This is a genomic window from Mesorhizobium sp. WSM4976 (assembly GCF_029625685.1).
GTDB lineage: Bacteria > Pseudomonadota > Alphaproteobacteria > Rhizobiales > Rhizobiaceae > Mesorhizobium.
Genome location: NZ_JARTVT010000006.1, coordinates 215,760 through 242,580, shown reverse-complemented (window position 1 = coordinate 242,580; position 26,821 = coordinate 215,760). Strand labels below are relative to the sequence as shown.

General features: G+C 63.0%; 21 protein-coding genes. 6 read left to right on the top strand and 15 right to left on the bottom strand.

From position 1 onward, the window contains the following. Positions 1-60 precede the first annotated feature (60 nt). The 6 genes from glgC to P9272_RS09905 all read right to left on the bottom strand — a co-directional run bounded on the left by glgC (position 61) and on the right by P9272_RS09905 (position 9,473). Complete coding sequence (gene glgC / locus P9272_RS09930) at positions 61-1,329, bottom strand: glucose-1-phosphate adenylyltransferase (RefSeq protein ID WP_128257510.1); 1,269 nt, start codon at positions 1,327-1,329, stop codon at positions 61-63. A gap of 54 nt (positions 1,330-1,383) precedes the next feature. Next, positions 1,384-3,606, bottom strand: a complete 2,223-nt coding sequence (gene glgB, locus P9272_RS09925) for a 1,4-alpha-glucan branching protein GlgB (RefSeq protein ID WP_128257772.1) — start codon at positions 3,604-3,606, stop codon at positions 1,384-1,386. Between the two features lie 279 nt (positions 3,607-3,885). Continuing rightward, positions 3,886-6,348: a glycogen/starch/alpha-glucan phosphorylase gene (locus P9272_RS09920; RefSeq protein ID WP_278160402.1), complete on the bottom strand. Its 2,463-nt coding sequence runs from the start codon at positions 6,346-6,348 to the stop codon at positions 3,886-3,888. Between the two features lie 139 nt (positions 6,349-6,487). After that, positions 6,488-7,270, bottom strand: a complete 783-nt coding sequence (locus P9272_RS09915; RefSeq protein WP_126062034.1) for an ATP-binding cassette domain-containing protein — start codon at positions 7,268-7,270, stop codon at positions 6,488-6,490. A gap of 2 nt (positions 7,271-7,272) precedes the next feature. Then, positions 7,273-8,337 (bottom strand): ABC transporter permease, encoded by a 1,065-nt coding sequence (locus P9272_RS09910; RefSeq protein ID WP_278160401.1) that lies wholly within the window; start codon positions 8,335-8,337, stop codon positions 7,273-7,275. A gap of 158 nt (positions 8,338-8,495) precedes the next feature. Next, positions 8,496-9,473 carry a sugar ABC transporter substrate-binding protein gene (locus P9272_RS09905; RefSeq protein ID WP_278160446.1) on the bottom strand — a complete coding sequence of 326 codons (978 nt, stop codon included), beginning with the start codon at positions 9,471-9,473 and terminating at the stop codon, positions 8,496-8,498. Between the two features lie 263 nt (positions 9,474-9,736). On the opposite strand from P9272_RS09905, the gene P9272_RS09900 reads away from it, so the two are divergent. From P9272_RS09900 to P9272_RS09885, 4 genes are all read left to right on the top strand, one after another. After that, positions 9,737-10,960: an ROK family transcriptional regulator gene (locus P9272_RS09900; protein WP_278160400.1), complete on the top strand. Its 1,224-nt coding sequence runs from the start codon at positions 9,737-9,739 to the stop codon at positions 10,958-10,960. Between the two features lie 2 nt (positions 10,961-10,962). Continuing rightward, complete coding sequence (locus tag P9272_RS09895; protein ID WP_278160399.1) at positions 10,963-11,409, top strand: RbsD/FucU domain-containing protein; 447 nt, start codon at positions 10,963-10,965, stop codon at positions 11,407-11,409. Continuing rightward, entirely contained in the window at positions 11,406-12,329 is a 924-nt protein-coding gene (locus P9272_RS09890; RefSeq protein ID WP_278160398.1) for a carbohydrate kinase, read from the top strand. Before P9272_RS09895 ends, P9272_RS09890 begins: the two co-directional genes overlap by 4 nt. A gap of 240 nt (positions 12,330-12,569) precedes the next feature. Next, positions 12,570-13,712 carry a DegT/DnrJ/EryC1/StrS aminotransferase family protein gene (locus P9272_RS09885; protein WP_278160397.1) on the top strand — a complete coding sequence of 381 codons (1,143 nt, stop codon included), beginning with the start codon at positions 12,570-12,572 and terminating at the stop codon, positions 13,710-13,712. 45 nt (positions 13,713-13,757) lie between these two features. Here P9272_RS09885 and cysQ read toward each other — a convergent pair whose 3' ends face one another. From cysQ to cysD, 3 genes are read right to left on the bottom strand one after another with little or no spacing between them, the layout of a single operon-like run. Next, positions 13,758-14,537 carry a 3'(2'),5'-bisphosphate nucleotidase CysQ gene (cysQ, locus tag P9272_RS09880; RefSeq protein ID WP_278160445.1) on the bottom strand — a complete coding sequence of 260 codons (780 nt, stop codon included), beginning with the start codon at positions 14,535-14,537 and terminating at the stop codon, positions 13,758-13,760. Positions 14,538-14,547: 10 nt separating this feature from the next. After that, positions 14,548-16,485 (bottom strand): sulfate adenylyltransferase subunit CysN, encoded by a 1,938-nt coding sequence (cysN, locus tag P9272_RS09875; RefSeq protein ID WP_278160396.1) that lies wholly within the window; start codon positions 16,483-16,485, stop codon positions 14,548-14,550. Between the two features lie 2 nt (positions 16,486-16,487). Continuing rightward, positions 16,488-17,393 carry a sulfate adenylyltransferase subunit CysD gene (gene cysD / locus P9272_RS09870; RefSeq protein ID WP_278160394.1) on the bottom strand — a complete coding sequence of 302 codons (906 nt, stop codon included), beginning with the start codon at positions 17,391-17,393 and terminating at the stop codon, positions 16,488-16,490. A gap of 437 nt (positions 17,394-17,830) precedes the next feature. Between cysD and P9272_RS09865 the strand changes: the two genes are divergently transcribed. Continuing rightward, positions 17,831-19,123: an O-antigen ligase gene (locus P9272_RS09865; protein WP_278160393.1), complete on the top strand. Its 1,293-nt coding sequence runs from the start codon at positions 17,831-17,833 to the stop codon at positions 19,121-19,123. Further along, positions 19,120-20,064 carry an NAD-dependent epimerase/dehydratase family protein gene (locus P9272_RS09860; protein ID WP_278160392.1) on the top strand — a complete coding sequence of 315 codons (945 nt, stop codon included), beginning with the start codon at positions 19,120-19,122 and terminating at the stop codon, positions 20,062-20,064. Before P9272_RS09865 ends, P9272_RS09860 begins: the two co-directional genes overlap by 4 nt. On the opposite strand, the gene P9272_RS09855 is transcribed toward P9272_RS09860, so the two are convergent. The 6 genes from P9272_RS09855 to P9272_RS09830 all read right to left on the bottom strand — a co-directional run bounded on the left by P9272_RS09855 (position 20,052) and on the right by P9272_RS09830 (position 26,796). Next, entirely contained in the window at positions 20,052-20,546 is a 495-nt protein-coding gene (locus P9272_RS09855) for a sugar transferase (RefSeq protein WP_278160444.1), read from the bottom strand. The two genes, P9272_RS09860 and P9272_RS09855, sit on opposite strands and share 13 nt — an antisense overlap. Before the next feature lie 186 nt (positions 20,547-20,732). Next, positions 20,733-22,766 (bottom strand): nucleoside-diphosphate sugar epimerase/dehydratase, encoded by a 2,034-nt coding sequence (locus P9272_RS09850; protein ID WP_278160391.1) that lies wholly within the window; start codon positions 22,764-22,766, stop codon positions 20,733-20,735. A gap of 254 nt (positions 22,767-23,020) precedes the next feature. After that, the gene (locus tag P9272_RS09845; RefSeq protein WP_278160390.1) at positions 23,021-24,139 is read right to left on the bottom strand and encodes a glycosyltransferase; all 1,119 of its coding nucleotides are present in this window, start codon (positions 24,137-24,139) and stop codon (positions 23,021-23,023) included. Next, entirely contained in the window at positions 24,136-25,260 is a 1,125-nt protein-coding gene (locus P9272_RS09840; RefSeq protein ID WP_278160389.1) for a glycosyltransferase family 1 protein, read from the bottom strand. Before P9272_RS09840 ends, P9272_RS09845 begins: the two co-directional genes overlap by 4 nt. 49 nt (positions 25,261-25,309) lie before the next feature. Then, complete coding sequence (locus P9272_RS09835; RefSeq protein ID WP_278160388.1) at positions 25,310-25,921, bottom strand: acetyltransferase; 612 nt, start codon at positions 25,919-25,921, stop codon at positions 25,310-25,312. Positions 25,922-26,001: 80 nt separating this feature from the next. Next, entirely contained in the window at positions 26,002-26,796 is a 795-nt protein-coding gene (locus P9272_RS09830; protein WP_278160387.1) for a sulfotransferase family 2 domain-containing protein, read from the bottom strand. Positions 26,797-26,821 lie beyond the last annotated feature (25 nt).

Genomic DNA, 26,821 nt, shown 5'->3' with positions numbered 1-26,821 from the left:
TTGATCAGGTCGTCAGCTCGCTGATCGACCCGATTGGGTCGGCAGCTTGTTTATCGACCCCTACCGATTCGACAACTTGTTGATCATGTCCTGCGTGATCAGGCAGACGCCCTTTTCCGATACGCGAAAACGCTTGGCGTCGAGCGCCGGATCCTCGCCGACCACCAGCCCCTCGGGGATTTGCACGCCATGATCGATGACGACGCGCGTGAGGCGCGCGTTGCGGCCGACAGTCACGTCGGGCAGCATCACCACCTCCTCGAGCTTGGAATAGGAATTGATTCGGGCGCCGGTGAAGATCAGGCTGCGGCGCAGCGAGGCGCCCGAGACGATGCAGTCGCCCGACACCAGCGAGGAGATCGCCTCGCCGCGGCGGCCATCCTCGTCATGCACGAATTTTGCCGGCGGCTTCAATTCGGCATAGGTCCAGATCGGCCAGTCGCGGTCGTAGAGATCGAGCTCGGGCGTGACGTCGGTCAGGTCGATATTGGCTTCCCAATAGGCGTCCACGGTTCCGACGTCGCGCCAGTAGGGCTCGGACTCATGCGAGGAGCGCACGCAGGATTTGGCGAAGCGATGGGCGATCGCCTTACCGTGCTGGACGATATAGGGGATGATGTCCTTGCCGAAGTCGCGGCTGGAGCCGGCCTCGGCCGCGTCGCGGCGCAGCTGTTCCATGAGGAACTTGGTCTTGAAGACATATATGCCCATCGAGGCGAGCGCGAATTCCGGCTTGTCCGGGATGCCAGGCGGGTCGGCCGGCTTTTCGACGAAAGCGATGATGTTGTCCTTGGCATCGACATGCATGACGCCGAAGCCGGTCGCCTCCATGCGCGGCACTTCCAGGCAACCGACCGTGACGTCGGCGCCGCCATCGACATGCTGGCGCAGCATCAGCTCGTAGTCCATCTTGTAGATGTGGTCGCCGGCGAGGATGACCATGTATTCGGGGCCATAGGCCTCGATGATGTCGATGTTCTGGTAGACGGCATCGGCCGTGCCTTCGTACCACTGCGTTTCCGAGACGCGCTGCGATGCCGGCAGGATGTCGAAGCTTTCGTTGCGCTCGGGCCGCAGGAAGTTCCAGCCGCGCTGCAGGTGGCGGATCAGCGAATGCGCCTTGTACTGGGTGGCTACGCCGAGGCGGCGGATGCCGGAGTTCAACGCGTTGGAGAGCGCGAAATCGATGATGCGCGTCTTGCCGCCGAAATAGACGGCGGGCTTGGCGCGCCGGTCGGTCAGCTCCTTGAGGCGGCTGCCGCGGCCGCCGGCCAGCACATAGGCCATGGCGTCGCGCGCCAGCGGCTGGGTTCTTTTGAGTTCTGCCATTTTGTTACCCTCCCAAATAAGCTGCCCGGACCGTTGCAAGAGCAGGATGAGATATCATCTGCTCCAGTCCGCGACGAATTCCAGCATGATCGTCGACAGCGGCGGCAGAAGCATCGTCGCCGATAACCCGCTCCCTTCCCCGCTCGCCTCGACCGCGCCGCCATTGCCCATGCCGGAGCCGCCATAGTCGGCGGCGTCCGTATTGATGATTTCGCGCCACTTTCCCGCTTTCGGCAGCGGCACGCGATAGTTCTCGCGCGGCACCGGGGTGAAATTGGAAATGACGGCGATCGGGTTTCCGTCCGGAGCGCTGCGCAGCCAGGCGAAGACCGAATTGTCGCGGTCGTCGACGATCAGCCAGGAGAACCCCTCCGGCTCGCAGTCGCGCGCGTGCAGCGCCGGACGCGAACGGTAGAGGTAGTTCAAGTCCCGCACGGTCTGCCAGACGCCGCGATGCGGGGCGAATTCGAGCAGGTTCCAATCGAGCGCGCGCTCCTCGCTCCATTCGCGGCGCTGGGCGAACTCCTGGCCCATGAACAAAAGCTTCTTGCCGGGATAGCCCCACATGAAGGCGTAATAGGCGCGCAGCGTGGCGAACTTCTGCCAATCGTCGCCGGCCATCTTGTGGAGCAACGTGCCTTTGCCATGCACGACCTCGTCATGCGACAGCGGCAGCACGAAATTCTCGGAAAAGGCGTAGATCAGGCCGAAGGTGATCTCGTTGTGATGGTGCTTGCGGTAGATCGGCTCCTTGGAGAGATACTCCAACGTGTCGTGCATGAAACCCATGTTCCATTTGAAGCCGAAGCCGAGGCCTCCCTCATGCACGGGACGCGACACTTTCGGCCATGAGGTCGATTCCTCGGCGATCGTCATCACGCCGGGGTGGTGGCCGTAAAGCTCCTTGTTCATCTTCTGCAGGAAGCTGACGGCCTGCAGGTTCTCGCGCCCGCCCTTTTCGTTTGGAATCCACTCGCCCGCCTTGCGCGAATAATCGAGGTAGAGCATCGAGGCGACCGCGTCGACGCGCAGTCCGTCGACGTGGTATTTCTCGGCCCAGAACAGCGCGTTGTTGACGAGGAACGACACCACCTCGCGGCGGCCGAAATTGTAGATCGCGGTGTTCCAATCCGGGTGAAAACCCTGGCGCGGGTCGGCATGCTCGTAGAGCGCGGTGCCGTCGAATTTCACCAGCCCATGCTCATCGACCGGGAAATGCGCCGGCACCCAATCGAGGATGACGCCGATGCCGGCGCGATGCGCGCCGTCGACGAAGCGGGCGAAGCCGTCAGGGTCGCCGAAGCGGGCCGTCGGCGCATAAAGGCCGGTGGTCTGGTAACCCCAGGACGGGTCGTAAGGATGCTCCGAGATCGGCAGGAACTCGATATGAGTGAAGCCGGTGTCGACCGCATAAGGGATCAGCTGCGCGGCGAGCTCGTCCCAGGAGAGGAACGTGCCGTCGTCGCGGCGCTGCCAGGAGCCGGCATGGACCTCGTAGATCGAGATCGCCTCGCGCCGGGGATCGGCTTTCTGCCAATAGTTGCGATGCGCCTCGTCGCCCCATCGATGCGCCATCGGCGGAGCCGTCACCGAAGCGGTCGCCGGGCGCAGTTCCGATTCGAAGGCGAACGGGTCAGCCTTGAGCGGCAGGCGTACGCCGTCCGGGCCGATGATCTCGAATTTGTACGGCTTGCCCGCGCCGAGATCGGGAATGAACAATTCCCAGATGCCGGTGTCCTTGCGGTCGCGCATGGTGTGGCGGCGGCCGTCCCAGTCGTTGAAGCCGCCGACCACGGAGACCCGCCTGGCATTGGGCGCCCAGACTGCGAAATGCACGCCGGTGGCGCCCTCATGGTCGATGATGTGGGCACCGAGCTTGTCGAAGAGCCGCAAATGCGAGCCCTCGGCCATATAGTAATCGTCCATCGGGCCGAGCACGGGGCCGAAGGAATAGGGGTCGGTCAGCCACCAGTCGCCGCCGGCGTTCCTGGCGTGATATCGCAGCGGCTGGCGCTTGCGGATCGAGACCTTGCCCTCGAAGAAGCCCGCATCGTCGCGCCGGGAAAGCTGGCCGATCTCCTTGCCCGTCAGCGTATAGGCGGTGACGAATTCGGCATTGGGCACGAAGCAGCGCGCGACGAAACCCTTGCCGGCCTCCTGCACGCCCAGAACCGCGAAAGGATCGCCATGCGTTCCGGCGACAATCGCTGCAACATCACCGGCTGGCGCCAGTCCGTCCGGCCCGCTTGTCGCAGCGGTCGCGCGCGGCTTCCTCATCAAGCGGTCGCCCTCCCCGGGCATCTTGTTCTGGCGCATGCCTTGATCCGGCATGCGCCGTTCTTTGTCTTGGTGCATGTCGAGACCCAAAAAACGCTACGCGCTTTTGGGCGGCATGCACTAATCTTTGTTTTGGCGCATGCCGTGATCCCAAAACCGCTACGCACTTTTGGGCGGCATGCACTAGTCTTTGTTTTGGTCCATGCCGTGATCCCAAAATCGCTACGCACTTTTGGGCGGCATGCACCGGCCACATTTCTAGTGGCTCATGCAATCATATCAGACGGGCACGTTCCAGATGTCTTTCGCATATTGGCGGATCGTGCGATCGGACGAGAACCAGCCGACCCGGGCAACGTTGCGGATGGCGCGTGCGTACCAGTCGGGGCTGTTGCGCCAGACGGCGTCGACCTCGCGCTGGCAGGCGGCGTAGGAATCGAAGTCGGCCGCCACCATGAACCAGTCGCTCTGGTAGAGGCCGTTCATCAGGTCGCGATAGCGGCCGGGATCGTCGGGCGAGAAGACGCCGGAAGAAATGGCGGACACCGCCTGCGACAGCTCGGGCGAAGCCTCGATCACGCCGCGCGGATTGTAGCCATTGTTGCGTCGCTCGGCGACCTCCGCCGTTGTCAGGCCGAAGATGAAGATGTTGTCGTCGCCGACATGTTCCTTGATCTCGACATTTGCGCCATCAAGCGTGCCGATGGTGAGCGCACCATTCAGCGCGAACTTCATGTTGCCGGTGCCCGACGCCTCCATGCCGGCGGTCGAGATCTGCTCGGAGAGGTCGGCGGCCGGCATCATCACCTCGGCCAGGCTGACATTGTAGTTCGGCACGAACACGACCTTCAGCAGGCCGCGCACCGACGGATCGCCGTTGATGACCTTCGCGACGTCGTTTGCCAGTTTGATGATCAGCTTGGCGTTATGGTAGCTCGGCGCCGCCTTGCCGCCGAAGAATTTCACGCGCGGCATCCAGTCCCGCTCAGGATGCGAGCGGATCTGGTCATAGAGCGCGATCGCTTCCAGGATGTTGAGCAGCTGGCGCTTGTATTCGTGGATGCGCTTGACCTGGATGTCGAACAGCGCCGACGGGTCGAGCCTGATACCGAGCCGGTCGGCGACGAGATTGGCCAGCCGCGCCTTGTTCTGGCGCTTCACGCCGGCGAACTTTTCGCGGAAGGCCGCGTCGTCGGCGAGCGGATCGAGATCCTTGATCCTCTCGATATCGTCCATGAAGCGCTCGCCGATGGCCTCGCGCGCAAGCGCGGTGAGACCAGGATTGCACTGGATCAGCCAGCGTCTCGGCGTGATGCCGTTGGTCTTGTTGTTAATGCGGTCGGGATAGAGCTTGTGGAGATCAGCGAATACCGTCTCCTTCATCAGTTCGGTGTGCAGCGCCGAGACGCCGTTGATCGAATGCGAGCCGACAAAGGCCAGGTTGCCCATGCGCACCCGGCGGTCGCCATTTTCCTGGATCAGCGAGATGCGGGCAATCTGGTCGCCCGAGAATTTTCCGGTGGCCCGCGCCTCCAGCAGCACCTGCGCGTTGATGGCGTAGACGATCTGCATGTGGCGGGGCAAAAGCCGCTCGAACAGCGGCACCGGCCAGCTTTCCAGCGCCTCCGGCAGTAGCGTGTGGTTGGTGTAGCCGAAGGTGCGCTTGGTGATGTCCCAGGCAAGGTCGAAATCCATGCCATGAACGTCCATCAGGAGCCGCATCAGTTCCGGCACCGCGACAGCGGGATGCGTGTCGTTGAGGTGGATGGCCGCCTTGTCTGGCAAGGACTTCAGGTCGCCATACTGGCTGAGGTGGCGCTGGACGATATCCTGCAGCGAAGCGGTCGAGAAGAAATATTCCTGCCTGAGCCTCAGCTCCTGGCCGGCCATGTGGGAGTCAGCCGGATAAAGCACACGCGACAGCGCGTCGGCCTTGTTGCTTTCGGCCAGCGCGCCGATGTGATCGCCGGCGTTGAACTTGTCGAGCAGGATCGGGTCGATCGGCATGCCGGACCAGAGCCGCAGCGTGTTGACCCGGTTGGCGCGCCAACCGGCCACCGGCGTGTCGTAGGCGACGGCCAGCACATGCTCGGTCGGCTTCCAGACGTGGCGCTCCAACCGGCCATCCTTTGAGGTAATCGATTCCACCGAGCCGCCGAAGCCGACCTCGAAGGACCGCTCGCGCCGCTCGAACTCCCAGGGATTGCCGTGGTCGAGCCAGGTCTCCGGCAATTCGACCTGCCAACCACCCTGGATTTCCTGGCGGAACATACCGTTGGCGTAGCGGATGCCGTAGCCATGGGCAGGGATGTCGACGGTCGCCATGCTTTCCATGAAGCAGGCGGCGAGCCGGCCGAGGCCGCCGTTGCCGAGCGCGGCGTCCGGCTCGAGGCCGGCGATAAGGTCGAGATCGACGCCGAGCGAGGATAGCGCCTGGCGCATGTTCTCCATCAGACCGAGATTGGAGAAGGCATCGCGCATCAGGCGGCCGATCAGGAATTCGAGCGAAAGGTAATAGACCCGCTTTTCCTGCTGGTCGTATGCCTCCTTGGTTCCCTGGATCCAGTGATCGACGATGCGATCGCGCACCACCTTGATCGAGGCCGTCAGCCAGTCATAGGGGGTCGCGACCGTGGTGTCCTTGCCGATCCGGTATTTGAGCGACATCAAGACTTCTTCGGCAAGCGTCTTGGGGTCGGGATTGTCGAGGACAGGAACTTCGATCGTCATGGCGGATGTCATTTCGCCTCTCGTTCATTTGGCCTGATCATGGCGGCTTTCGTCGTTCCTCCCAGCCCATCCTATCGCATTGCAGCATGCGTTCAATCGATTTAGCGATCGAGACGACGGCCCGCCTTCCGCAATTGATTGTTCCTGGAGATCAAGCCGCCAGCGCATCCTCCGGCGGCTTCTTGGCGCCAGTCATGAGCGCGACGGCATCCGACATCGAAATCTGCTTGGGATCGACGACACAGAGCCGGCGCCCGAGCCGGTGGATGTGGATGCGATCGGCCACCTCGAAGACATGCGGCATGTTGTGCGAGATGAGCACGATCGGCAGGCCTCGCTTCTTGACGTCGAGGATCAGTTCCAGCACGCGGCGGCTTTCCTTGACGCCGAGCGCCGCGGTCGGTTCGTCCATGATCACCACTTTCGAGCCGAAGGCAGCGGCGCGCGCCACCGCCACGCCCTGACGCTGGCCGCCCGACAGCGTCTCCACCGCTTGGCTGATGTTCTGGATGGTCATCAGGCCGAGCTCTGTGAGCTTGTCGCGGGCGCGCTTTTCCATCGCCGGGCGGTCGAGCATGCGAAACCAGCTGCCGAGCGGGCCCGGCTTGCGGATCTCGCGGCCAAGGAACATGTTGTCGGCAATCGACAGCGCCGGCGACAGAGCGAGGTTCTGATAGACGGTCTCGATGCCCGCTTCGCGCGCCTCGATGGGCGAGCGGAACAGCACCTGCTTGCCGTCGAGCTCGATGGTCCCCTCGTCGGGGATCACCGCGCCGGAGATCGCCTTGATCAGCGTCGACTTGCCGGCGCCGTTGTCGCCGATCACCGCCAGTATCTCACCCGGATAGAGATCGAAGTCGCAGTTGTTGAGCGCCGTCACGCGGCCGTAGCGCTTGGTGAGACCGCGCGCGGTAAGAACAGGCTGCTGGGTCATGACTACACCGAAACCTTTCTGATCCACTGGTCGATCGCCACGGCGCCGATGATCAGCACGCCGGTAAGCAGGACTTTCCATTGCGGATCGGCGCCCAGCATGTTGAGACCCATCGAGACGACGCCGACGATCATGGCGCCGAACAACGTGCCGAGGATCGAGCCGCGGCCGCCAAAGAGCGAGATGCCGCCGATCACCGTTGCGGTGATGGCTTGCAGATTGTAGTCGGTGACGGCGGCGGACGGCGAGATCGAGCCGTTGCGGCCGATCGAGACCCAGGCCGCGAAGGCGGCGATCAGGCCGGCAAGCGTGTAGACGGCCATCAGCACCTTCTTGGTCTGGATACCGGAAAGCTTGGCCGCCTCGGGATCGTCGCCAACGGCATAGACATGGCGGCCCCAGGCGGTGTGGTTCAGCACATACCAGAGCAGCATCACCAGCAGCACCATGGCGATGACGCCGGCCGTCAGCACGGCCGAACCGACCCTGAAGCTCAGGGCGAAGAAATGCAGCAGCGGCGCCTGGGCGTCGACATCGGCGTCGCGGATCGTCTCGTTGGCCGAATAGATGAAATTCGTCGCCATGACGATGTTCCAGGTGCCGAGCGTGACAATGAAAGGCGGCAGCTTCATGTAGGCGACGAGCAGGCCGTTGAGCAGGCCGCAGGCCGCGCCGGCGGCAAGCCCGAGCAGCACGGCCAGGATGGTCGGCATGCCGTAGGTGATGGCGCAGTTGCCCATGATCACGGCCGAGATCACCATGATCACGCCGATCGAAAGGTCGATGCCGGCGGTCAGGATGACCAGCGTCTGGGCAGCGCCCAGGATGCCGACGATGGCGATCTGCTGCAGGATCAGCGTCAGCGTGTAGGACGAAAAGAAGCGCCCGCCGATAGCGATGCCGAAGATTATGATCGACAGCACCAGCACGATCAGCGGCACCGCCGCCGGCGTGGAATGCAGGAAATGCTGGGCGCGCTTCACAAAGGATTTGCCGTGCTCCTCGAAGGCGGCGACGCTGGTATCGCTGCCCGAGAGAACCTTCTCGAATTCCTGGATTTGAGACATATCTCCTCCCGTCTCACGGAACTTCGTCATGGCTCCGTGCCGCGTTTACGCATTCCGGTCTGTCGCCGGGCTTGTCAGCGCTTACGAAAATGCATCGTCCACCCGATGCGGCTGGGGATCAAGCCCCCAGCCGCAAGGTTCGTTCGCTCAGGTGGGCATCAGCCCCAGCACTTGGCCAGGCCTTCCTTGGTATCGATTGACTTCACGCCTTTGGCCGGCTTGTCGGTCACGAGGTTGACGCCGGTGTCGAAGAAGTTCTTGCCCTCGGTCGGCTTCGGCTTGGTGCCGTCCTTGGCATATTTGGCGATGGCCTCGATGCCGAGCGCCGCCATCTGCAACGGATATTGCTGCGAGGTGGCGCCGATCACGCCTTCGGCAACCGACTTCACGCCCGGGCAGCCGCCGTCCACCGAGACGATCAGCACCTGCTTTTCGAGGCCGACGGCTTTGAGCGCCTGATAGGCGCCGACGGCGGCAGGCTCGTTGATGGTGTGGATGACGTTGATGGTGTTGTCCTTCTGGAGAAGGTTCTCCATCGCCTTGCGGCCGCCTTCCTCGTTGCCGTTGGTCACGTCGTGGCCGACGATGCGCGGATCGGTCTCGTCGCCGATCTTGTTGGGATCCTTCACGTCAATGCCGTAGCCCATCATAAAGCCCTGGTCGCGCAGAACGTCGACGGTCGGCTGCGAGGGGGTGAGATCGAGGAAGCCGATCTTGGCGTCCTTGGCTTTGTCGCCGAGCGTTGCTGCGGCCCAGGCGCCGATCAGCTTGCCGGCTTCGAGGTTGTCAGTGGCGAAGGTGGCGTCGGCCGCGTCGATGGGATCGAGCGGCGTGTCGAGCGCGATCACCAGCAGGCCGGCGTCACGCGCCTTCTTCACCGTCGGCACGATGCCCTTGGTGTCGGACGCCGTGATCAGGATGCCCTTGGCGCCGTCTGCGATGCAGCTCTCGATCGCCGCCACCTGGCTTTCGCTGTCACCGTCGATCTTGCCGGCATAGGTCTTGAGGTCGACGCCGAGTTCCTTGGCCTTGGCGGTCGCGCCTTCCTTCATCTTGACGAAGAAGGGGTTGGTGTCAGTCTTGGTGATCAGGCAGGCGCCGACGCCGGCGGCCGATGCCGACGAAGCGAACGCCATCAGGCCCAAGCCTGCAGCCGCAAACACGGTAGACTTCAGCAGTGATTTCTTGGTCACGATTTCCTCCCAATGGAACTGTTGCGGACGCCGGCCACCCGGCGTCTCAAGCGCATCCACCTTTTTCCCAGCGTGGACACACCTCAAAAAACACCAGGACAGATCGGCTGTCAATAATTAAATCACTCTTATTTATTATTGACACTCTTGCGTCGTTCACTCATTCTGAACGAAAAGCATCGCGGGGAAACAACGGGAGGAAGAGGGTGGAGACCGGCATTGCGAGGCACGGTTCGCCCGAGGCTTTGGAGAGCCGGCTGCATCGCGGCACCAACCAAAGCGGTATGCGCGACCACAACGAGCGGTTGGTGCTGTCCCTGGTGCGCCAGCATGGCAGTCTGGCCAAATCCGATATCGCGCGCATGACCGGGCTGTCAGCGCAGACGGTGTCGGTGATCATGCGCGAGCTCGAGCAAGACAAGCTGCTCGTGCGCCAGGCGCCCCTGCGCGGCAAGATCGGCCAGCCCTCGATTCCAATGGCGCTCAACCCGGAAGGCGCCTTCTTCATTGGCCTCAAGATCGGCCGGCGCAGCGCCGAGCTGGTGCTGATCGACTTTCTCGGCAATGTGCGCGCGATGCTGCAGCATTCCTACCGCTATCCCGCGCCGCGCGAGACCGTGGAATTCGTCACTGAGGGCATCAAGAAAATGCGCGGCGAACTGACGCCGGCGCAGGACAAACGCATCGCCGGGCTCGGCATCGCCATGCCGTTCGAACTGTGGAACTGGGCCGACACGGCCGGCGCGCCACGCGACGTCATGGAGGAATGGCGCCATCGCGACATCCGCGCCGACATCCAGGCGCAGTGCGAGTTCCCCGTCTACCTGCAGAATGACGCGACCTCGGCCTGTGGCGCCGAGCTTGTCTTCGGCCAAGCGGGCGCGGCGCGCGACTTCGTCTATTTCTATATCGGCGCCTTTGCCGGCGGCGGCATCGTTCTGAACGGCCGTCTTTACAGCGGGCCGAAGGGAAACGCCGGCGCGCTCGGGTCGATGCCGGTGCCAGGGCCGGATGGGAAGCCGACGCAGCTCATCGACGTCGCCTCGATTGCGATGCTCGAGAAGGCGCTTTCCGCCAAGGGCATCGACGGCTCCTATCTTTGGACCTCGCCGCAGGAATGGGGCGACATCGGCGCCGAGCTCGACGAATGGATCGCCAACGCCTCGCGCGCGCTTGCCTACGCCATCGTCGCGGCCTCGTCCGTCATCGATTTCGAAGCGGCGGTGATCGACGGCTGGATGCCGCTCGACGTGCGGCGCCGTCTTGTCGAGGCAATCCGGCAAGCCATTTCCGACATCGACGCCGAGGGACTGAAGCTGCCCTTCGTGCGCGAGGGCACTGTGGGCATCCATGCGCGGGCGCTGGGTGGCGCCAGCCTGCCGCTTTCCGAGCGATTCCTGATCGGACCGAACACGTCCGGAGGCGCCTGACCATGCTGATCGGCATCCCTTCGCTGCTTGGGCCGCAGTTCCTGGCGACGCTCAGGGCAATGGGCCATGGCGACGAGATCGCCATCGTCGACGGCAATTATCCGGCCGAGGAACAGGCGCGCCGGCTGATCCGCGTGGATGGCCACCATATCATACCGGTGCTTGACGCCGTGCTCAGCGTGCTGCCGGTGGATCAGGCGGTGCCGGAGGCGCTGTTCCGCGCCTCGGTGAAGGGCGACCCGGCGCTGGCCGACCCTGTGCATCGCGAGATGGAAGCGGTTTGCGCCAAACGCGCGCCGGGCCACAAGGTGGTTGCGCTGGCCGGACCTGACTTCTATGCACGCGTCAAGGCCGCGCATGCGATCGTAGCGACCAGCGAACCCAGGCTCTTTGCCAACATCATCATCCGCAAGGGCGTGATCCATCCGCCGGAGACCAAGACGACATGATCCTTTGCTGTGGCGAAGCCCTGATCGACATGCTGCCGCGCATCACGACGGAAGGCGAAGCCGCCTTCGCACCCTATGTCGGCGGCGCGGTGTTCAATTCGGCGGTCGCGCTCGGCCGGCTCGGCGCACCGGCGGGCTTCTTCTCCGGCCTCTCCTCCGACCTGTTCGGCGGCCAGTTGCGCGACGCGCTCGGCGCCAGCAAGGTGAGCTCCACCTATGCCCACACCTCGCCGCGTCCGACTACGCTCGCCTTCGTGCGCCTCACCAACGGCCAGGCGACCTACACCTTCTATGACGAGAACACCGCCGGGCGCATGCTGACCATCGAGGACCTGCCGAAGCTCGGCGCGGAGATCGAGGCGATGCTGTTCGGCGCCATCAGCCTGATCTCGGAGCCGGCGGGATCGGCCTATGAGGAGTTCATGCGGCGCGAGCACGAAAGCCGCGTGATGATGCTCGACCCGAACATCCGGCCGAATTTCATCCCGGACAAGGCCAAGCATCTGCGGCGCATCCGCGAGATGATGGCGATGGCCGACATCGTGAAACTCTCGGATGAGGACCTGAAATGGTTCGACGAGGCTGGCTCGCATGAGGATGTCGTGCGCAATTGGCTGGATCGCGGGCCGAAGCTGATCGTCGTCACCCATGGCAGCGAAGGCGCGGTCGGCTACAGCAAGGCGCACAAGGTCACGGTCACGCCGCAGAAGGTCAAGGTGGTCGACACGGTCGGCGCCGGCGATACGTTCAATGCCGGCATCCTGGCCTCGCTGCATGAGCAGGGCCTGCTCACCAAGGCGGCGATCGGCAGCCTGTCCGAAGACGCCATCCGCAAGGCGCTGGAACTCGGCGCCAGGGCGGCGGCGGTAACGGTGTCGCGGGCCGGCGCCAACCCGCCATGGCGGCACGAAATCGCCTGATCCGCCTGCCGGATCGCCCTTCCCGGCCGATCACTTTATGTTTCCCGGCAACGGGGTGCCGCGACAAGAGAGGCCGCAAGCGCCTCGCAAAGCAGGGATTTCCGGCTTTTTCGGGCATTGCGCCGGCAAAAGCGGTAACAGGCTGCGACACACAGGCAAGTCGCCCTCGCCGTGGTCGGCTTTCTCAACCGCGTCAAGTCTGATACCAGCGGGCCGATTTTATTGGCATTCGAGGCCGACATGCAGTTCATCGATCTTGGCGCGCAGCGCGAACGAATCCGCGACCGGCTGAAGGCCGCAATCGACCACGTCGTCGAGGACGGCCGCTATATCCTCGGGCCGCAGGTCACCGAATTCGAGAACAAGCTCGCGGCCTATATCGGGGTCAAGCATGTCGTGGCCTGTGCCAACGGCACCGATGCGCTGCTCCTGCCGTTGTTTGCCGCCGGCGTCGGCCCGGGCGACGCGGTGTTCGTGCCGAGCTTCACCTTCGCCGCGACCGCCGAAGTGGTGGCGCTGGCCAAGGCCGAGCCGGTCTTCGTCGACGTCGACCGCGATACCTACAACATCGATATCGCCAGCCTCGAGGCGGCGATCGAGATGATCAAGAAGGAAGGTCGCCTCAAGCCGAAGGCGATCATCCCGGTCGATCTGTTCGGCCTTGCAGCCGACTATGAGGCGATCATGACGATCGCCAAGCGCGAGAACCTCCTGGTGATCGAGGACGCCGCGCAGTCGATGGGCGGTTCCGCCGACGGCACCATGTGCGGCGCCTTCGGCCATGTCGGCTCGACCAGCTTTTATCCGGCGAAGCCCCTTGGCTGTTACGGTGACGGCGGCGCGATGTTCACCAATGACGGCGCGCTGGCCGACAAGCTCCGTTCCTTCGCCTTTCACGGCAAGGGAGAGACGCAGTACGACAACGTCCGCGTCGGCATCAATTCGCGTCTCGACACACTGCAGGCGGCGATCCTGATCGAGAAGCTTGCCATCCTCGAAGAGGAGATGATGGCCCGGCACATGGTTGCCGACCGTTATGCCAAGGGCCTCGGCGACATCGTCAAGGCATCACGCAATCTGGGTGGCGGCCGCTCTGCCTGGGCGCAATATGCGATCGAGACCCCGAAGCGCGACGGGCTCAAGGCTCATCTCGGCGAAAAAGGCATTCCTTCCGTGATCTATTATGTGAAGCCGCTGCATGAGCAGGTGGCCTACAAGGACTATCCGCGTACGCCGACCGGCCTTGCTGTCTCGGAAGAACTGCCGAAGCAGATCCTCTGCCTGCCGATGCACGCCTATCTCAGCGAAGCCGACCAGGACCGCATCATCGAGACGATCCGCAATTATATCGGATCGAACTCGGCGCATGTGGCAGCTGCTTAAAGCCGAAAGGTCGGCGGGCCAGCATCGGTAATTCGCGACGCTGCGCTACGCGCGCTTCCCCGTCGCGATGAAATGCGGGTTCGCAAAATCGCTGTCGCTCGCCTGATTGCGCTTGCCGTAGGTAAGCGGTTCGCCATCCAGTGTGCGCGTCATGCCGCCGGCGGCGCGCAGCACCGCGTCTCCGGCCGCCGTGTCCCACTCCATAGTGCGGCCGAAGCGCGGATAGACGTCGGCTTCCGCCGCTGCGAGCAGGCAGAATTTCAGCGATGAGCCGATGGAGACGATCTCGGCCGCGCCAAGATCGCGGATGAAAGCCTCGGTCTCTGGCGTGTTGTGGGAGCGGCTGGCAACGACGGCGAGGGGCTTGGCGGCTTGCCGCACCGTGATCTGCCGCCGGCCGGCAATGCGGTACCCGGCATCGATCTCCAATGCCTCGGCCCTGCCAGGCCGTCCACTGAAGAAGCGTCCGGTGCAGGGTGCGTAGACAACGCCCACCTCAGGCACGCCATGGCGCACCAGCGCGATGTTGACGGTGAAATCAGTGCGACGGTTGATGAATTCCTTGGTGCCGTCGAGCGGATCGATCAGGAAGAATGCGCCGTCGAGGTCGGGCGTGGCGATGCCCGCCGCCACCTCTTCCTCGGCCACGCATGGGATATCCGGATAGGTGGCGCGCAGGCCGGCAAGGATGATCTTCTCGCTTTCGCGGTCGGCTTCCGTCACCGGCGAAGCGTCCGCCTTGCTGTCGACGGCGCAGCCAGCATGGAAGACGCGCATCACTTCGCGGCCTGCGTCCAGCGCCAGGCGTTCGAAGACGCCCAGCATAGCCTCGTCGTCAGATACCGCCGCCATTGTCGTACTGCTCTTCGGCAATGTCACGCTCTATCAGCCAGTGTTCGAGGGCTTCCGCCATCTCCTGCGGGCTCCTGCCGAGCGTCTTGAGGTGAATCTCCGGATTCTCTGGCGCCTCATAGGGAGAATCGACACCGGTGAAGTTCTTGATCTCGCCGCTCAGGGCACGAGCATATAGGCCCTTTGGGTCACGCCGGGCGCATTCCTCGAAGGGGGTGTCGACGAACACCTCGACGAACTCGCCCTCGGCCATCAGTTCCCGTGCCATCCGGCGCTCGGCGCTGAATGGCGAGATGAAGGAGACGATGACGATCAGCCCGGCATCGGCCATCAGCTTGGCCACTTCGGCAACGCGGCGGATGTTTTCGACGCGGTCGGCGTCGGTGAAGCCGAGATCGCGGTTCAGCCCGTGACGGACATTGTCGCCGTCGAGGATGTAGGTGTGGCGGCCGGAGGCGAACAGCTTCTTCTCGAAAAGGTTGGCGATGGTCGACTTGCCGGAGCCGGAGAGCCCGGTGAACCAGAACACCGCCGGGCGCTGGTTCTTCAGGTCGGAGCGGCCGCGCTTGCCGACATCGAGCGACTGCCAGTGAATGTTTTCGGCACGGCGCAGCGAATGCAGGATCATGCCGGCGCCGACGGTGGCGTTGGTGATGCGGTCGATCAGGATGAACGCGCCGGTGGTGCGGTTCTCGACAAACGGATCGAAAGCAATCGGCGCCCGCGTCGACAGGTTGCAGACGCCGACCTCGTTGATGTCGAGCGACTTTGCCGCCTCATGCGCGAAATCGTTGACGTTGACCCGGTATTTGAGATCGGTGACGGTGGCGCTCACCTGGTCGGTTTCGGTACGCAGTATATAAGAGCGGCCGGGCAGCAGAGCCTGCTCGTCGAACCAGACGATGTTGGCGGCGAACTGGTCGGCGACCTGCGGGCGCGCGGCCGGCGACACCAGCATGTTGCCGCGCGACACCTCGACCTCATCCTCGAGGACGAGCGTGATCGCCTGGCCAGCGATCGCCTGCTCGAGGTCGCCGCCTTGCGCGACGATGCGCTTGACCCGGGAGGCCTTGCCGGACTTGGCGACGACGACCTCCTCGCCCTGCGAAACCGTACCCGAGGCGATGGTGCCGGCGAAGCCGCGAAAATCGAGGTTCGGGCGGTTCACATATTGCACGGGGAAGCGGAATGGCAGCTCGACGACGGCCTCGTCGACCGACACGGTTTCGAGATGCTCGATCAGCGACGGCCCGGAATACCAGGGGGTGCGCTCCGAGTGGCTGGTGACGTTGTCGCCGAAACGCGCCGACATCGGGATCGGCATGACACTGACGAAGCCAAGGTCTTTCGCGAACTCGCCATAGTCGGCGACGATCCGGTCGAATACAGCCTCGTCGAAGCCGGTAAGGTCGATCTTGTTGACCGCCAGCACGATGTGACGGATGCCGAGCAGCGAGGCGATGATCGAATGGCGCCGGGTCTGGCGCAGAACCCCCTGGCGGGCGTCGATCAGCACGATGGCTAGATCCGCGGTCGAGGCGCCGGTCGCCATGTTGCGCGTGTATTGCTCATGGCCGGGCGTGTCCGCGACGATGAACTTGCGCTTTGGCGTGGCGAAGAAGCGGTAGGCAACGTCGATGGTAATGCCCTGCTCGCGCTCCGCCTCAAGCCCATCGACCAGCAGCGCAAAGTCGATGTCGTCGCCGGTGGTGCCGTGCTTGCGCGAATCCTTCTCGAGTGTGGCAAGCTGGTCCTCGAAGATCTGCTTGGTGTCGGAGAGCAGGCGGCCGATGAGCGTCGACTTGCCGTCATCGACGGAGCCGCAGGTGAGGAAGCGCAGCAGCGACTTCTTTTCCTGCGCGGCCATGTAGTCGCGGATGGAATCGGTCGGGGCGAGGCTCTTGGCCATGATGTGGCGCATTATCAGAAATAACCCTCGCGCTTCTTCTTTTCCATCGAGCCCGCCTCGTCGCGGTCGATGAGGCGGCCCTGGCGCTCGGAGGTACGGGCGGTGAGCATCTCGCCAACGATCGCCTCCAGCGTATCGGCTTCCGATTGGATGGCGCCGGTCAGCGGGTAGCAGCCGAGCGTGCGGAAGCGCACCAGCCGGTTCTCGATCGTCTCGCCGGGGCGCAACTGCATGCGGTCGTCGTCCTTCATGATCAGCATGCCGTCGCGCTCGACCACCGGCCGCTCCTTGGCGAAATAGAGCGGCACGATCGGGATGTTCTCCTGCAGGATGTATTGCCAGATGTCGAGCTCGGTCCAGTTGGACAGCGGAAAGACGCGGATCGATTCGCCAGGCGCGATGCGGGTGTTGAAGATCTTCCACATTTCCGGCCGCTGGTTCTTCGGGTCCCAGGAATGCTGGGCATTGCGGAAGGAAAAGATGCGCTCCTTGGCGCGCGACTTCTCCTCGTCGCGGCGGGCGCCGCCGAACGCCGCGTCGAAGCCGTATTTGTCGAGCGCCTGGCGCAGAGCCACCGTCTTCATCACATGGGTGTGGGTGTTGGAGCCGTGATCGAAAGGATTGATGCCCTCGCGCACGCCATCCTCATTGACATGCACCAAGAGGTCGAAGCCGAGCTTTTGCGCCATCTGGTCGCGAAAGGCGATCATCTCGCGGAACTTCCAGGTGGTGTCGACATGCAGGAACGGAAAAGGCGGCTTGGCGGGATAGAAGGCCTTCATCGCCAGATGCATCAGCACCGAGGAATCCTTGCCGACCGAATAGAGCATCACCGGCCTGGAGAAGGAAGCCGCGACCTCACGGAAGATGTGGATGGATTCGGCCTCAAGCCGCTGCAGATGCGTGAGCGCGATATTCATGGACTGTCGAGCGTTCTCTCGTGCCGTCGAGCGGAAGTCTTGCTTTGCGGGCGCTATCCCATGGCGCCCGGGCGCAAATTTCACTTGGACAAACTGTTTCGTGCGGGCGTTCTAACAGATCGACGCTGTTCATAACAATGCGGGACACGCCGGACGTACGACGATTAGAGAACGAATTTTCCAAGCGAGACCGGGAAAGCGGAAAATCCTGCCAGGGCGCTCGAAACGCGGAAGGGGTGAAGGGACCGTAAGTTCCGAAGATGTCAGCCGTTCCGAACCAGGGATTTCTGTCGGAACGTCATCAACCGGCCTATCGCGGAACGGCGCCAGCGGCTATACCGGCTCGGGGAACGGGCAAGGCGCGGCAAACGGAGTCGGTCCAGCCATCGGCTGGCATCACGGATCCGGGCGCAACCTGGAAATTGCGAAGCAAGCATTTGAACCCGTTTACAAAGCTCCGGCGCCACCTCACGCCCGCACAGATAAATTTCTATTTTTCGATCATCTGCTTTTTTTCGCCGCCGGTGCTCGGCTCGCTGGTCAGCATCGCCTTCAATGCCGGTGGCGTGTGGTCGGTAATGCTGCTGGCCGCGAAGCGGCGCCGCTTCAACACTGACCGGCCGATGCTCGCCTTGACAGTGGCGATCTACGCCTATTGCTCGGCCATGGTGCTTGCTTCGATCGTCAATGGCACACTGCCAGCCGATCTGCGGCTCTTCCTGCCGCTGATCACCTTCCTGCTCTTCCCCATTTCCTACTCGACCTGGAGCATCACCGAGAAGACCACGCTGGCGCGCATCGCCATCATGGCAAGCGCCGCGGCCTGTTTCGGCGCATTGGCGATCGCCATCGTCCAGTATCACTGGCTGGGCACGAGGGCCGAGGGCGGCGCCGGAAATGCGATCGTCTTTGCAACCGTCACCTGCCTTGCCGTCATGCTATGCCTCGCCGGCGCCCTGTCGGGCATCGAGACGCGCTGGAAGCTGCTGGTCCTGGCGGCGATCGCCGGAACTCTGGCGATCGTCTATTCGGGGTCGCGCATGATCTGGGTGGCCGTGCCGATTGCCGGCTTCGTGGTCTTTCTCATCAACCGCCGCCGGTTCGCCGGCGCCAGCGTGACGCGCTTCCTGATGATCGGCCTGGTGGCCGCCATTGTCATCGCCGCCATCGGCTCTCGCGTCATCCTGGATCGAGCCGACTTCCTGGTCAGCGACTGGGACGCGCTGAACGCCAATGGCGACCATTCGACGGCGCTCGGCCTGCGCGTTGCAATGTGGGAGATCGGCTTTCAGGCGTTCCGCGAGATGCCCATTTTCGGCCATGGCATCGCGGCCAGCCGGGCGCTGATGAAGCAGGGTCTCCAGGATCAATTCGGCTTGCAGGAGACCCTCAGCCATTTCCACAATGGCTTCCTGACGGCACTGGTCCAGGCTGGACTCGTCGGAGCGCTGGCCCTTGCGTCGATCTTCATCGTTGCGGCCTGGAACGCGGCAAGGACGCTGCGTCTCAGCGCCGATCCGGTGGAGCGATTCGGCGCTACGGTGATCCTTGTCGCAGTCATTACCTATCTCGTCGCCGGCATGACAGGCATCCTCATCGGCCACGATATCCTTGACGCAACACTGATGGTGTTCCTGATTTCGGGAACCTACCTTGCATCCGGGCGGACGGTGGCGCCGATCGGGAAAAGCGCGCCTGCCATGTCGCCGGGCGCCAGCCCGCAATCATGAAGGTCCTGGTCACCGGCGCGACAGGCTTCGTTGGGCAACGGATCGTCAGCCGGTTGCGCGAGGCCGGGTTTGACTTGCGGATCGCCTCCCGCCTGCCGCAACGCCTAGCGGGCACGGATGATGCCGTCGCTTTGCCTGATGCCGATGCGCCGGAAGAAGCCTTTCTCGCGCTGATGCGGGATGTGACGCATGTCGTCCACTGCGCGGCGTTCAACAATGATCGCGGCGCCGGCGAGGCCGACTTGCGGGCCGTCAACGCGACACTGACAGGACGGCTCGCCCAGGCGGCCGCCAAGCGTGCCGAAGGGCGGTTCATCTACCTCTCCTCGATCCGCGCCGTCGTCGGGGCCGATTTCAGCGGCACGATCGACGAGGCCACGCCCCCTGCCCCGCAATGCGCCTACGGTCGCTCCAAGCGGGAAGGCGAAATCGCAATGCTGGAGGCTTTTAAACACGTCGGCGCGACGGCGCTGCGGCTGCCGCCGGTCTATGGCGAAGGCATGAAGGGAAATCTGCGCGGGCTGATGCGTCTCGCCGCGACCGGTCTGCCGCTGCCCGCAGCCGCTTTGACCGCGGTTCGTTCGCTCGTCTCCCATGACGCGGTGGCTGGCGCCGTGACGCATCTCCTGGCCCGTCCGATGCTGCCGCGCCCGACCTATGTCCTGGCCGATGCCTCGCCGGTCGCGCTGTCTCAAATCATCGCCGCGTTCCGGCGTGGATACGGCCGGCCAGCCCGGCTTCTGCCGATTCCGGCCTGGCCGTTCCGGCCGCTGGCGACGCTCAGTGGCCGACAGGCGTCGTGGCAAGCCTTGATGGCCACGCAGATCTGCGATCCGTCGCTGCTGGCTTCGGAAGGCTGGATGCCGGAGACCGACACGCTCGGCCGGCTCGAGGAACTAGCCCGGCAGGCGGCGGGTGGGAGCAATCCTTATGCGCGGTAAAGCGTGCCCAGCAATATCCTGAGGTCCAGGCCGATGGAGGCCGCCCGGACGTAGGCCGCGTCGGTCTCGGCGCAGCTTCTCGGATCCGACATGTCGATCCCCTTGATCTGCGCCAAACCGGTTATGCCCGGCGGCGCGGCAAGCACGCCCAGTCGCTTGCGCCGTTCGATCAGTTCCGTCTGCGTCGGCAGGCACGGACGCGGCCCCACGAGGCTCATCTCGCCCCTGAGCACGTTCCAGAGCTGCGGCAACTCATCGATCTTGGTTGCGCGCAGCACCTTGCCCACCGCGGTAACCGAATTGGCCGGCGCCTCATGGGTAGGCAAGGAGGGGGTGTCGCGACGCATCGTGCGCAGCTTGCGGCAGGAAAAGAGCGCACCGTCCCGCCCGACGCGGATTTGCGAGAAGATGGCGGGGCCTGGCGACGTCGCCCGGATCGTCAGCATCGCGACCAGCACGATCGGCGACGTCGCCGCAAGCATCACCGCCCCAACAGCCAGATCAAAGGCCCGCTTTGCCGTCACGGTTCAGATCCTGCGCGAAAGGCCGCGCTGTCCATGATGCCCCGTAGGAACGGCCACGCGCTGATCTGTCTGGTCATAGCTCAGACCATTCAATTGCGGGCGTTCGAGCAAACTTCAACGGCCAATTGCGGGCGCGGCACAGGACTAACCTACCTGTCCAGCCGCTTTGGGCGTCGCCTCTTCGCGCAGGCCACCAATCTCTTGTTCCGCCCGGTAAAACCCGGCCAGGACGTCAAGCGCCGCGGCCTTGTCGTGATCGTGCGTCGCAGCCAGCAGCGCCGGCAGCGCGGCCTCGATCCTTCGCCATTGCACGACGTCGCTCCTGAGGCCGAATATCTTGGCGATGTCGAGCTTGACCACCTCTTCATTCTCGCCATGCAGCGTCTCGTGCAGCTTCTCGCCGGGCCTGATGCCGGTGAAGCGGATCGGAATATCGGTGTAGGGGCTTTTGCCAGCCATGCGGATCATCGTCTCGGCGACTTCGAGGATCGGCACGGGCTTGCCCATGTCGAGCATGTAGATGGCGTAGTCGTCCTTCCCCTGGCGCCGCTCGGCATCGGCGGCCGACATGATGACCAGATCGACCGCCTCGGCCACGGTCATGAAATAGCGGGTCATGCGCCGGTCGGTGATGGTGACCGGCCCGCCGGCCTCGATCTGCGCCTGGAAGATGGTCGCCACCGAGCCATTGGAGCCGAAGACATTGCCAAAGCGGACGGCGATGAACTTGGTGCCGGAACGATGCGCGGTCGGGGTGCCGGCCCGATGACCGTTCGCCACGGCGGCATGCAAGGGCGATGGCGCGGCCTGGGTTTCATGCAGCGAGGAGACGATCTGCTCGGCCGCCCGCTTGGTGACGCCGAGCACCGAGGTCGGGTCGACGGCCTTGTCGCTGGAAATCAGCAGGAACTGCGGCACCCCGCATTCGGCAGCGATCTCGGCGCAGGCGAGCGTGCCGAAGACATTCGTCTCGATCGCCGCTTCCCAGTTTTCTTCCAGCAGCGGCACGTGCTTCAGCGCCGCGGCATGAAAGAGGATCGAGGGTTTGAACTCGCTGACGAGACGCATCATGTGAGGCCGGTCGGTGACGTCGACGATGCGGCTGGTCAGCCGGTCACGGTCCTTGTCGTCGATCAGCTGATCGAGCTGGAAAATGCCAAATTCGGAATTGTCGGCCACCAACACCGCCTCGGCGCCCAGCTCCAGTGCGCGCTTGACAAGCACGCGGCCAATAGAGCCGGCGCCGCCGGTGACCATCACCCGCTTGCCGGCGACGAAGGCGCTGATGCGCGTCGTGTCGGTGGCAACCGCCGAACGGCGCATGATGGTTTCCATCTCGACGGCGTCGAGAACCAGCTTGCCGCCCTGGCCCAGCTCCGACAGGCCGGAGAACTGGACGACCGCGATGCCGCTGTGACGGGCGACGCGCACCAGTTCGGCATAGTCCTCGATGTCGCGCTCGGCGCCATTGCCGAAGATCAGGAGATCGAGGTTTTCCGTGCCCTTGACATAGTCCTCCAGCACCTCGAGCAGGCGCGGCCTGAGCGCCACGACCGGAACACCCTGGATCTTCGTGCCGAGCGGCGCGTCGCTCTCGGTGGCCATGATGCCGGCGATCGCGTATTCGGCGGGCTGGGCCGTGCGGGTGAAGCGCACGATCACGTCCGCCTCGCTCAGCCGGCCGATGAACAGCGCCTGCTTGACCGGCCCGTCGCCCCGAGCGCGGCGCAAGATGCGCCAGGACGCGCCGTCGCGGAGAAAGCGGTAGTACAGCCTGGGCGCCGAAATGATGGTGAAGGACACCAGAAAGAAGACGATGAACTGGCGTTCGTTGAGGCCGGCGACCGGATGGAAGAAGCGGAAGCCAAGCGAGGTCACATAAAGGACCACCGTCAGGCTGCCGCAACCCTTGAGGATATTGAAGAAGTCGGGCGTGGAGGCAAAGCGCCAGACGGTGTTGTAGAGGCCGCTGGTGCGAAACAACAGATGGGCGGCGAGCACGATGAGCGACCAGCAGGCGAGCCCGGCAAAGGAGAACGCGTCGAAAGAAAGCCGCGACTGCGACAAGATGAGACTGAGAGCCACCGCCACCAGGACCATGACGAGATCCTGGATCATGATGATGGCCTGCCGCATCCTCGGTCGGAGTTCCGATACGGCTTCTACGTATGCGGTCATTGGGTGGCACTGAACTCCAGGCGCAGGGACATGCTATCAGAATAGCGCAGGACAAAACATCGTCCGCCGCCACTCTGGATTGCAAATCCCAACCCCGTCACCCGGTTCTTGCCTTAGCGCGGAGCGGGCGGGAGAGCCAGAGGTTTTTTGAGGGAGCACCGATACCCCAAATGTCATGAGCTCAGCGGGCGATAGTGCGACAGTAAAATGCCAGGTTCTTCATTGAACCGGGCGCACGGCGCTCGGTCTGCTGTTCAACCTTTGCGGCTCTCCAGTTGGCGGTAGAGTTCGGCATAGGATTTCCCCATCCGGTCGGCGGTGAACAGGCGAACGTAGCGCTCTCGCGCGGCTCTTCCCCAGTTCGCCGCCTCGGTCGGCTGCTCGACCAGCCGGTTGATCGCTTCGGCAAGCTGTACCGGGTCCGATGGGGAAACGACCAGCCCGGTCCGGCCGGCTTCGTTGACATAGCTTGTGCCCGTGCCGATTTCGCAGGAAATTAGCGGTTTGCCGCACATGGCCGCCTCGGCGAGCGAAAGACCGTAGGCCTCCGATCTCTGATTCGAAGGAAAGACAAAGCCGAGGCAGTTGCGGAGCAGCGCCATCTTGCGCGGCTCGCCTATCTCGCCAAGGAAAATCACGTTGTCGCGGCCTAGCGTCTCTGCCTGTTGTTTAAGGTCGCGCTCGACCGGGCCAGAGCCGGCTATGACGATCTTGCACCGTGCCTTACCGGCTGCGTGGATCAAGACATTCAGCCCCTTGTAGTAGCGCAGGACGCCGACGAACAGCACGAAGGGCTCTGTGACCTTCGATCGGCACCAAGCGTCATCGGCCTCGCTTGGCACCGGATAGGCGCCCTCGTCGATGCCGATGGGAATGACCTTCGATTTGGTCTTGAATGCCCTGAGAACAGTACTCGACTCGAGGTAGTTCGGAGATGTCGCCACGATCGCATCGATGTCCCTGAGGAAGCGGGTCATCAAGGGCCGGTAGAAGGGCAGGATGAGCCGCTGTTTGACGATGTCGGAATGATAGGTGACGACAGCCGGCTTGCCGTGGCCGGATTGGAAATGAACTATGTCCATGAACGGCCATGGGAAATGGTAGTGGACCAGGTCTGCCCCTCCGGCGAGCACACGGAACTTGCGAAAGGCTTCGCGTGAGAATCCCGTCGACGCCAGCTCGAAATCGAGCCTGGCCTTCACAGCCATATGTCCGTCAAGGCGTCGAGTGTTTTCCTCTGGTGTCCGGCTCAGTGACAGCACTTCGGTTTCGACGCCATAAGCAGCGGTGCTTTGAGCGATGGCATGGATCGTCCGCTCCACCCCGCCGAAGGTATCCGGCCAGTAGGTCTTGAAGAAATGCAGGACTTTCACGCGCCAGTCCTTCGTCTTTGCCGTATGGCGTCTTCAAAGATCTGCAGCATGCCCTTGGCGTGATTTTCCCAGGTGAAGCGCCTGGCATTGCCGCGCGCGCCGGCGGCGATCCGGTTGCGGAACTCGGCGTCCGTACAGAGCCGGCCAAATGCAGCGGCAATCGCCGCCGAATCGTTCGGGTCGACAAGAACGGCATTGTTTCCGGCGACTTCCGGCATCGACGACGTATTCGACGTCAGCACCGGCTTGCCGAACGACTGCGCCTCGACGATCGGAAAGCCGAATCCCTCATAGAGCGACGGCATCGCCAGGAACAGGCAATTCTCGTAGAGCGTGGCGAGCACGCTATCGTCGACGAAGCCGGCAAACTTGATATTCGCCTCGAGCCCACCAGTGCGCACGAGATCGACCAGGCCCGTCTGTTTCCACCCCCTACCGCCGACGATGGCAAGATCGCAGCCCGCGCGGGTGCCGGCCGGCAGGAGGCCATAGGCCCTTATCAGGTTGGCGAGGTTCTTCCTCGGCTCAAGCGTGCCGACAAAAAGCGCGTAGGGCCTGGTGATGCCGAGCGGTTCGAGGCTTGAAACATTTCCCGGAGCCGGCAGCATAGCCGTACCTGGAAAGACCGTCCGGACCGGCGATTTCAGCCAGGGAAACTCGGCCGTCAACGCGCTTGCCGTAGCGGTCGAATCCGCGACCACGATGTCGGCCTTTCGTAAGGCGGGTTTCATCAGGAGGCGCTCGCCGATCAAAGTCCGGGCTCGCATGGTCTCAGGCGCGTGTAACCAGACGAGATCGTGGATGGTGACAACATGCGCAATGCGGCCATCGAGAACGAAAGGCAGCCGATGGGAAGGCCCCCAGAGGACTTCCACCCGGTCGCGCCGCGCTAGCGAGGGCAGTACCGACTGCCCCCACAAGGTCCTGGCGAGAGGGCCCTTGAAGCCGGCAGACCGAACGGAAACACCAGGCGGAATGTCATAGCTTTCGCTGACCACGTCCGGCGCGTAGACCGCCACATCGGCGCCCTGTGCCGCCAGAGCCTTGATAGCATTGTGGACGAATCGGCCGATGCCATCGGTGGCCGATGCGAGATTTCTGCCGTCGATGGCGATTTTCATGAACCAGATCGTATTTCTCTGCTTGGGTGCGGCATCAGAAACATCTCGTTCAGCTACGGGCCAGGCGAGCGGGCGTGCCGATATACACGCCAGGCACTTCAATGTCTCGGACCACTGTTGCGCCCGCGCCGACAGTCACGTTGGAGCATATACTAATCCCGTCGATCACCGTGGCGCCGGCACCGACCATTACTTGCTCGCCGATCTGGCAGCGTCCGGCGACCGTTGAATTAATGGAAATATGCGAGAAATCGCCGACAACGCATTCGTGATCAACGATGGCGCCGCTATTGATGATGGCGCCTTGGCCGATTTTTGTAAGCGGGCCCAGATGGGCCTGATGGCCCACAAATGAGCCTTGCCCGATCTCGCATTGGGCCCCAAGGGAGGCGGTTGGCGCCACAAGCGTCGCAAGAGGAAGACGGGCAGTCTTACATTGCATCCGTCGCCGTTCGTTAGCGCCCGAGCCTGGAAATAGGAACCAGTCGGGCGAGGTGATCTTGTTAGGCAGAACCATAATCACTGGGAAGCCGGCAAAGTCTTCACCTTCCCTTGCCTGCTCGTCAACAAATGTCAGTTCGTCAAATCCCGCAGCCAAGGCTATATCGCCTACACTACGAGCGTGTCCCCCAAACCCTAGGATGAAAAGGCCCTTGGTCATGATAGCGGTGTCATGCCTTCCCACTCGACCGGAACAATGCCGGCAAATTCATCTACAACTTGCGCCGGCTTCGGAGAAGCTCAACAATCGCGCTTGAAAGCCCCTTTTGTCCGTTCCGAAAAGAGTTCGACGGCATATTTATAGAGCTCCATATCATTTTGAAGCATGTCGGCTAAACGATCTGCGCCCTTTTTTGAGAGCGACAACGGACTCGCGTCGCTGCGATTCTCCAGCTCAGTCGCTATATCGTAGGTTTTAAATCCCAAGATCTGCGATTGCAGTTGTTTGATAGAGATCTCGAATTCCTCGACGATCCCAAAGAACGTCATTCTCGCAAGGTTTTCCTTGGCTGAAGAGAGGAATTGCGGCGTTCCTGGCTGGTAGCTAGACAACATGAGGGTTTGGACGTCGCGCAACTCCGTCTCAAATCGGGGTCGCCGCCCGTTGACGAACTCATCGAAACTGACTTTCTGCGCAAACTCGATGTCATCGATCTGCTCAGGGGTCATCGCTTTCCGCCACGGGTCATCCTTTGGAAAGTTCCGGGGATTGTGCCATGACTTGTATTGAGAATACGATCGCGAAACCGGGTGCCGCAAAAACGTGAGAAACAGCGCATGCGGCAAATAGCGGGCGATATCCACTATACGAAAATGTCCCCAAAATAGCTTCTTGGAGGGATCCGAAATCTGGATAGCGTTGAAATCACCGAGAAAGGGCGGCGCGATGTGATCTTTCGCAAAGTGGCCTTCCAAGTACCGGACGAAAGATGTCCCTGCTGTCTTGGGAATATGAACGAAAGCGAGGGGCGCCTTTAGACCCGAAATATCTGCAGGAGCAGATAACGGTCGACCTGGTTTGCGTTTGAAGGACACCCACCTCATTAAGTGGCCCGCCAAT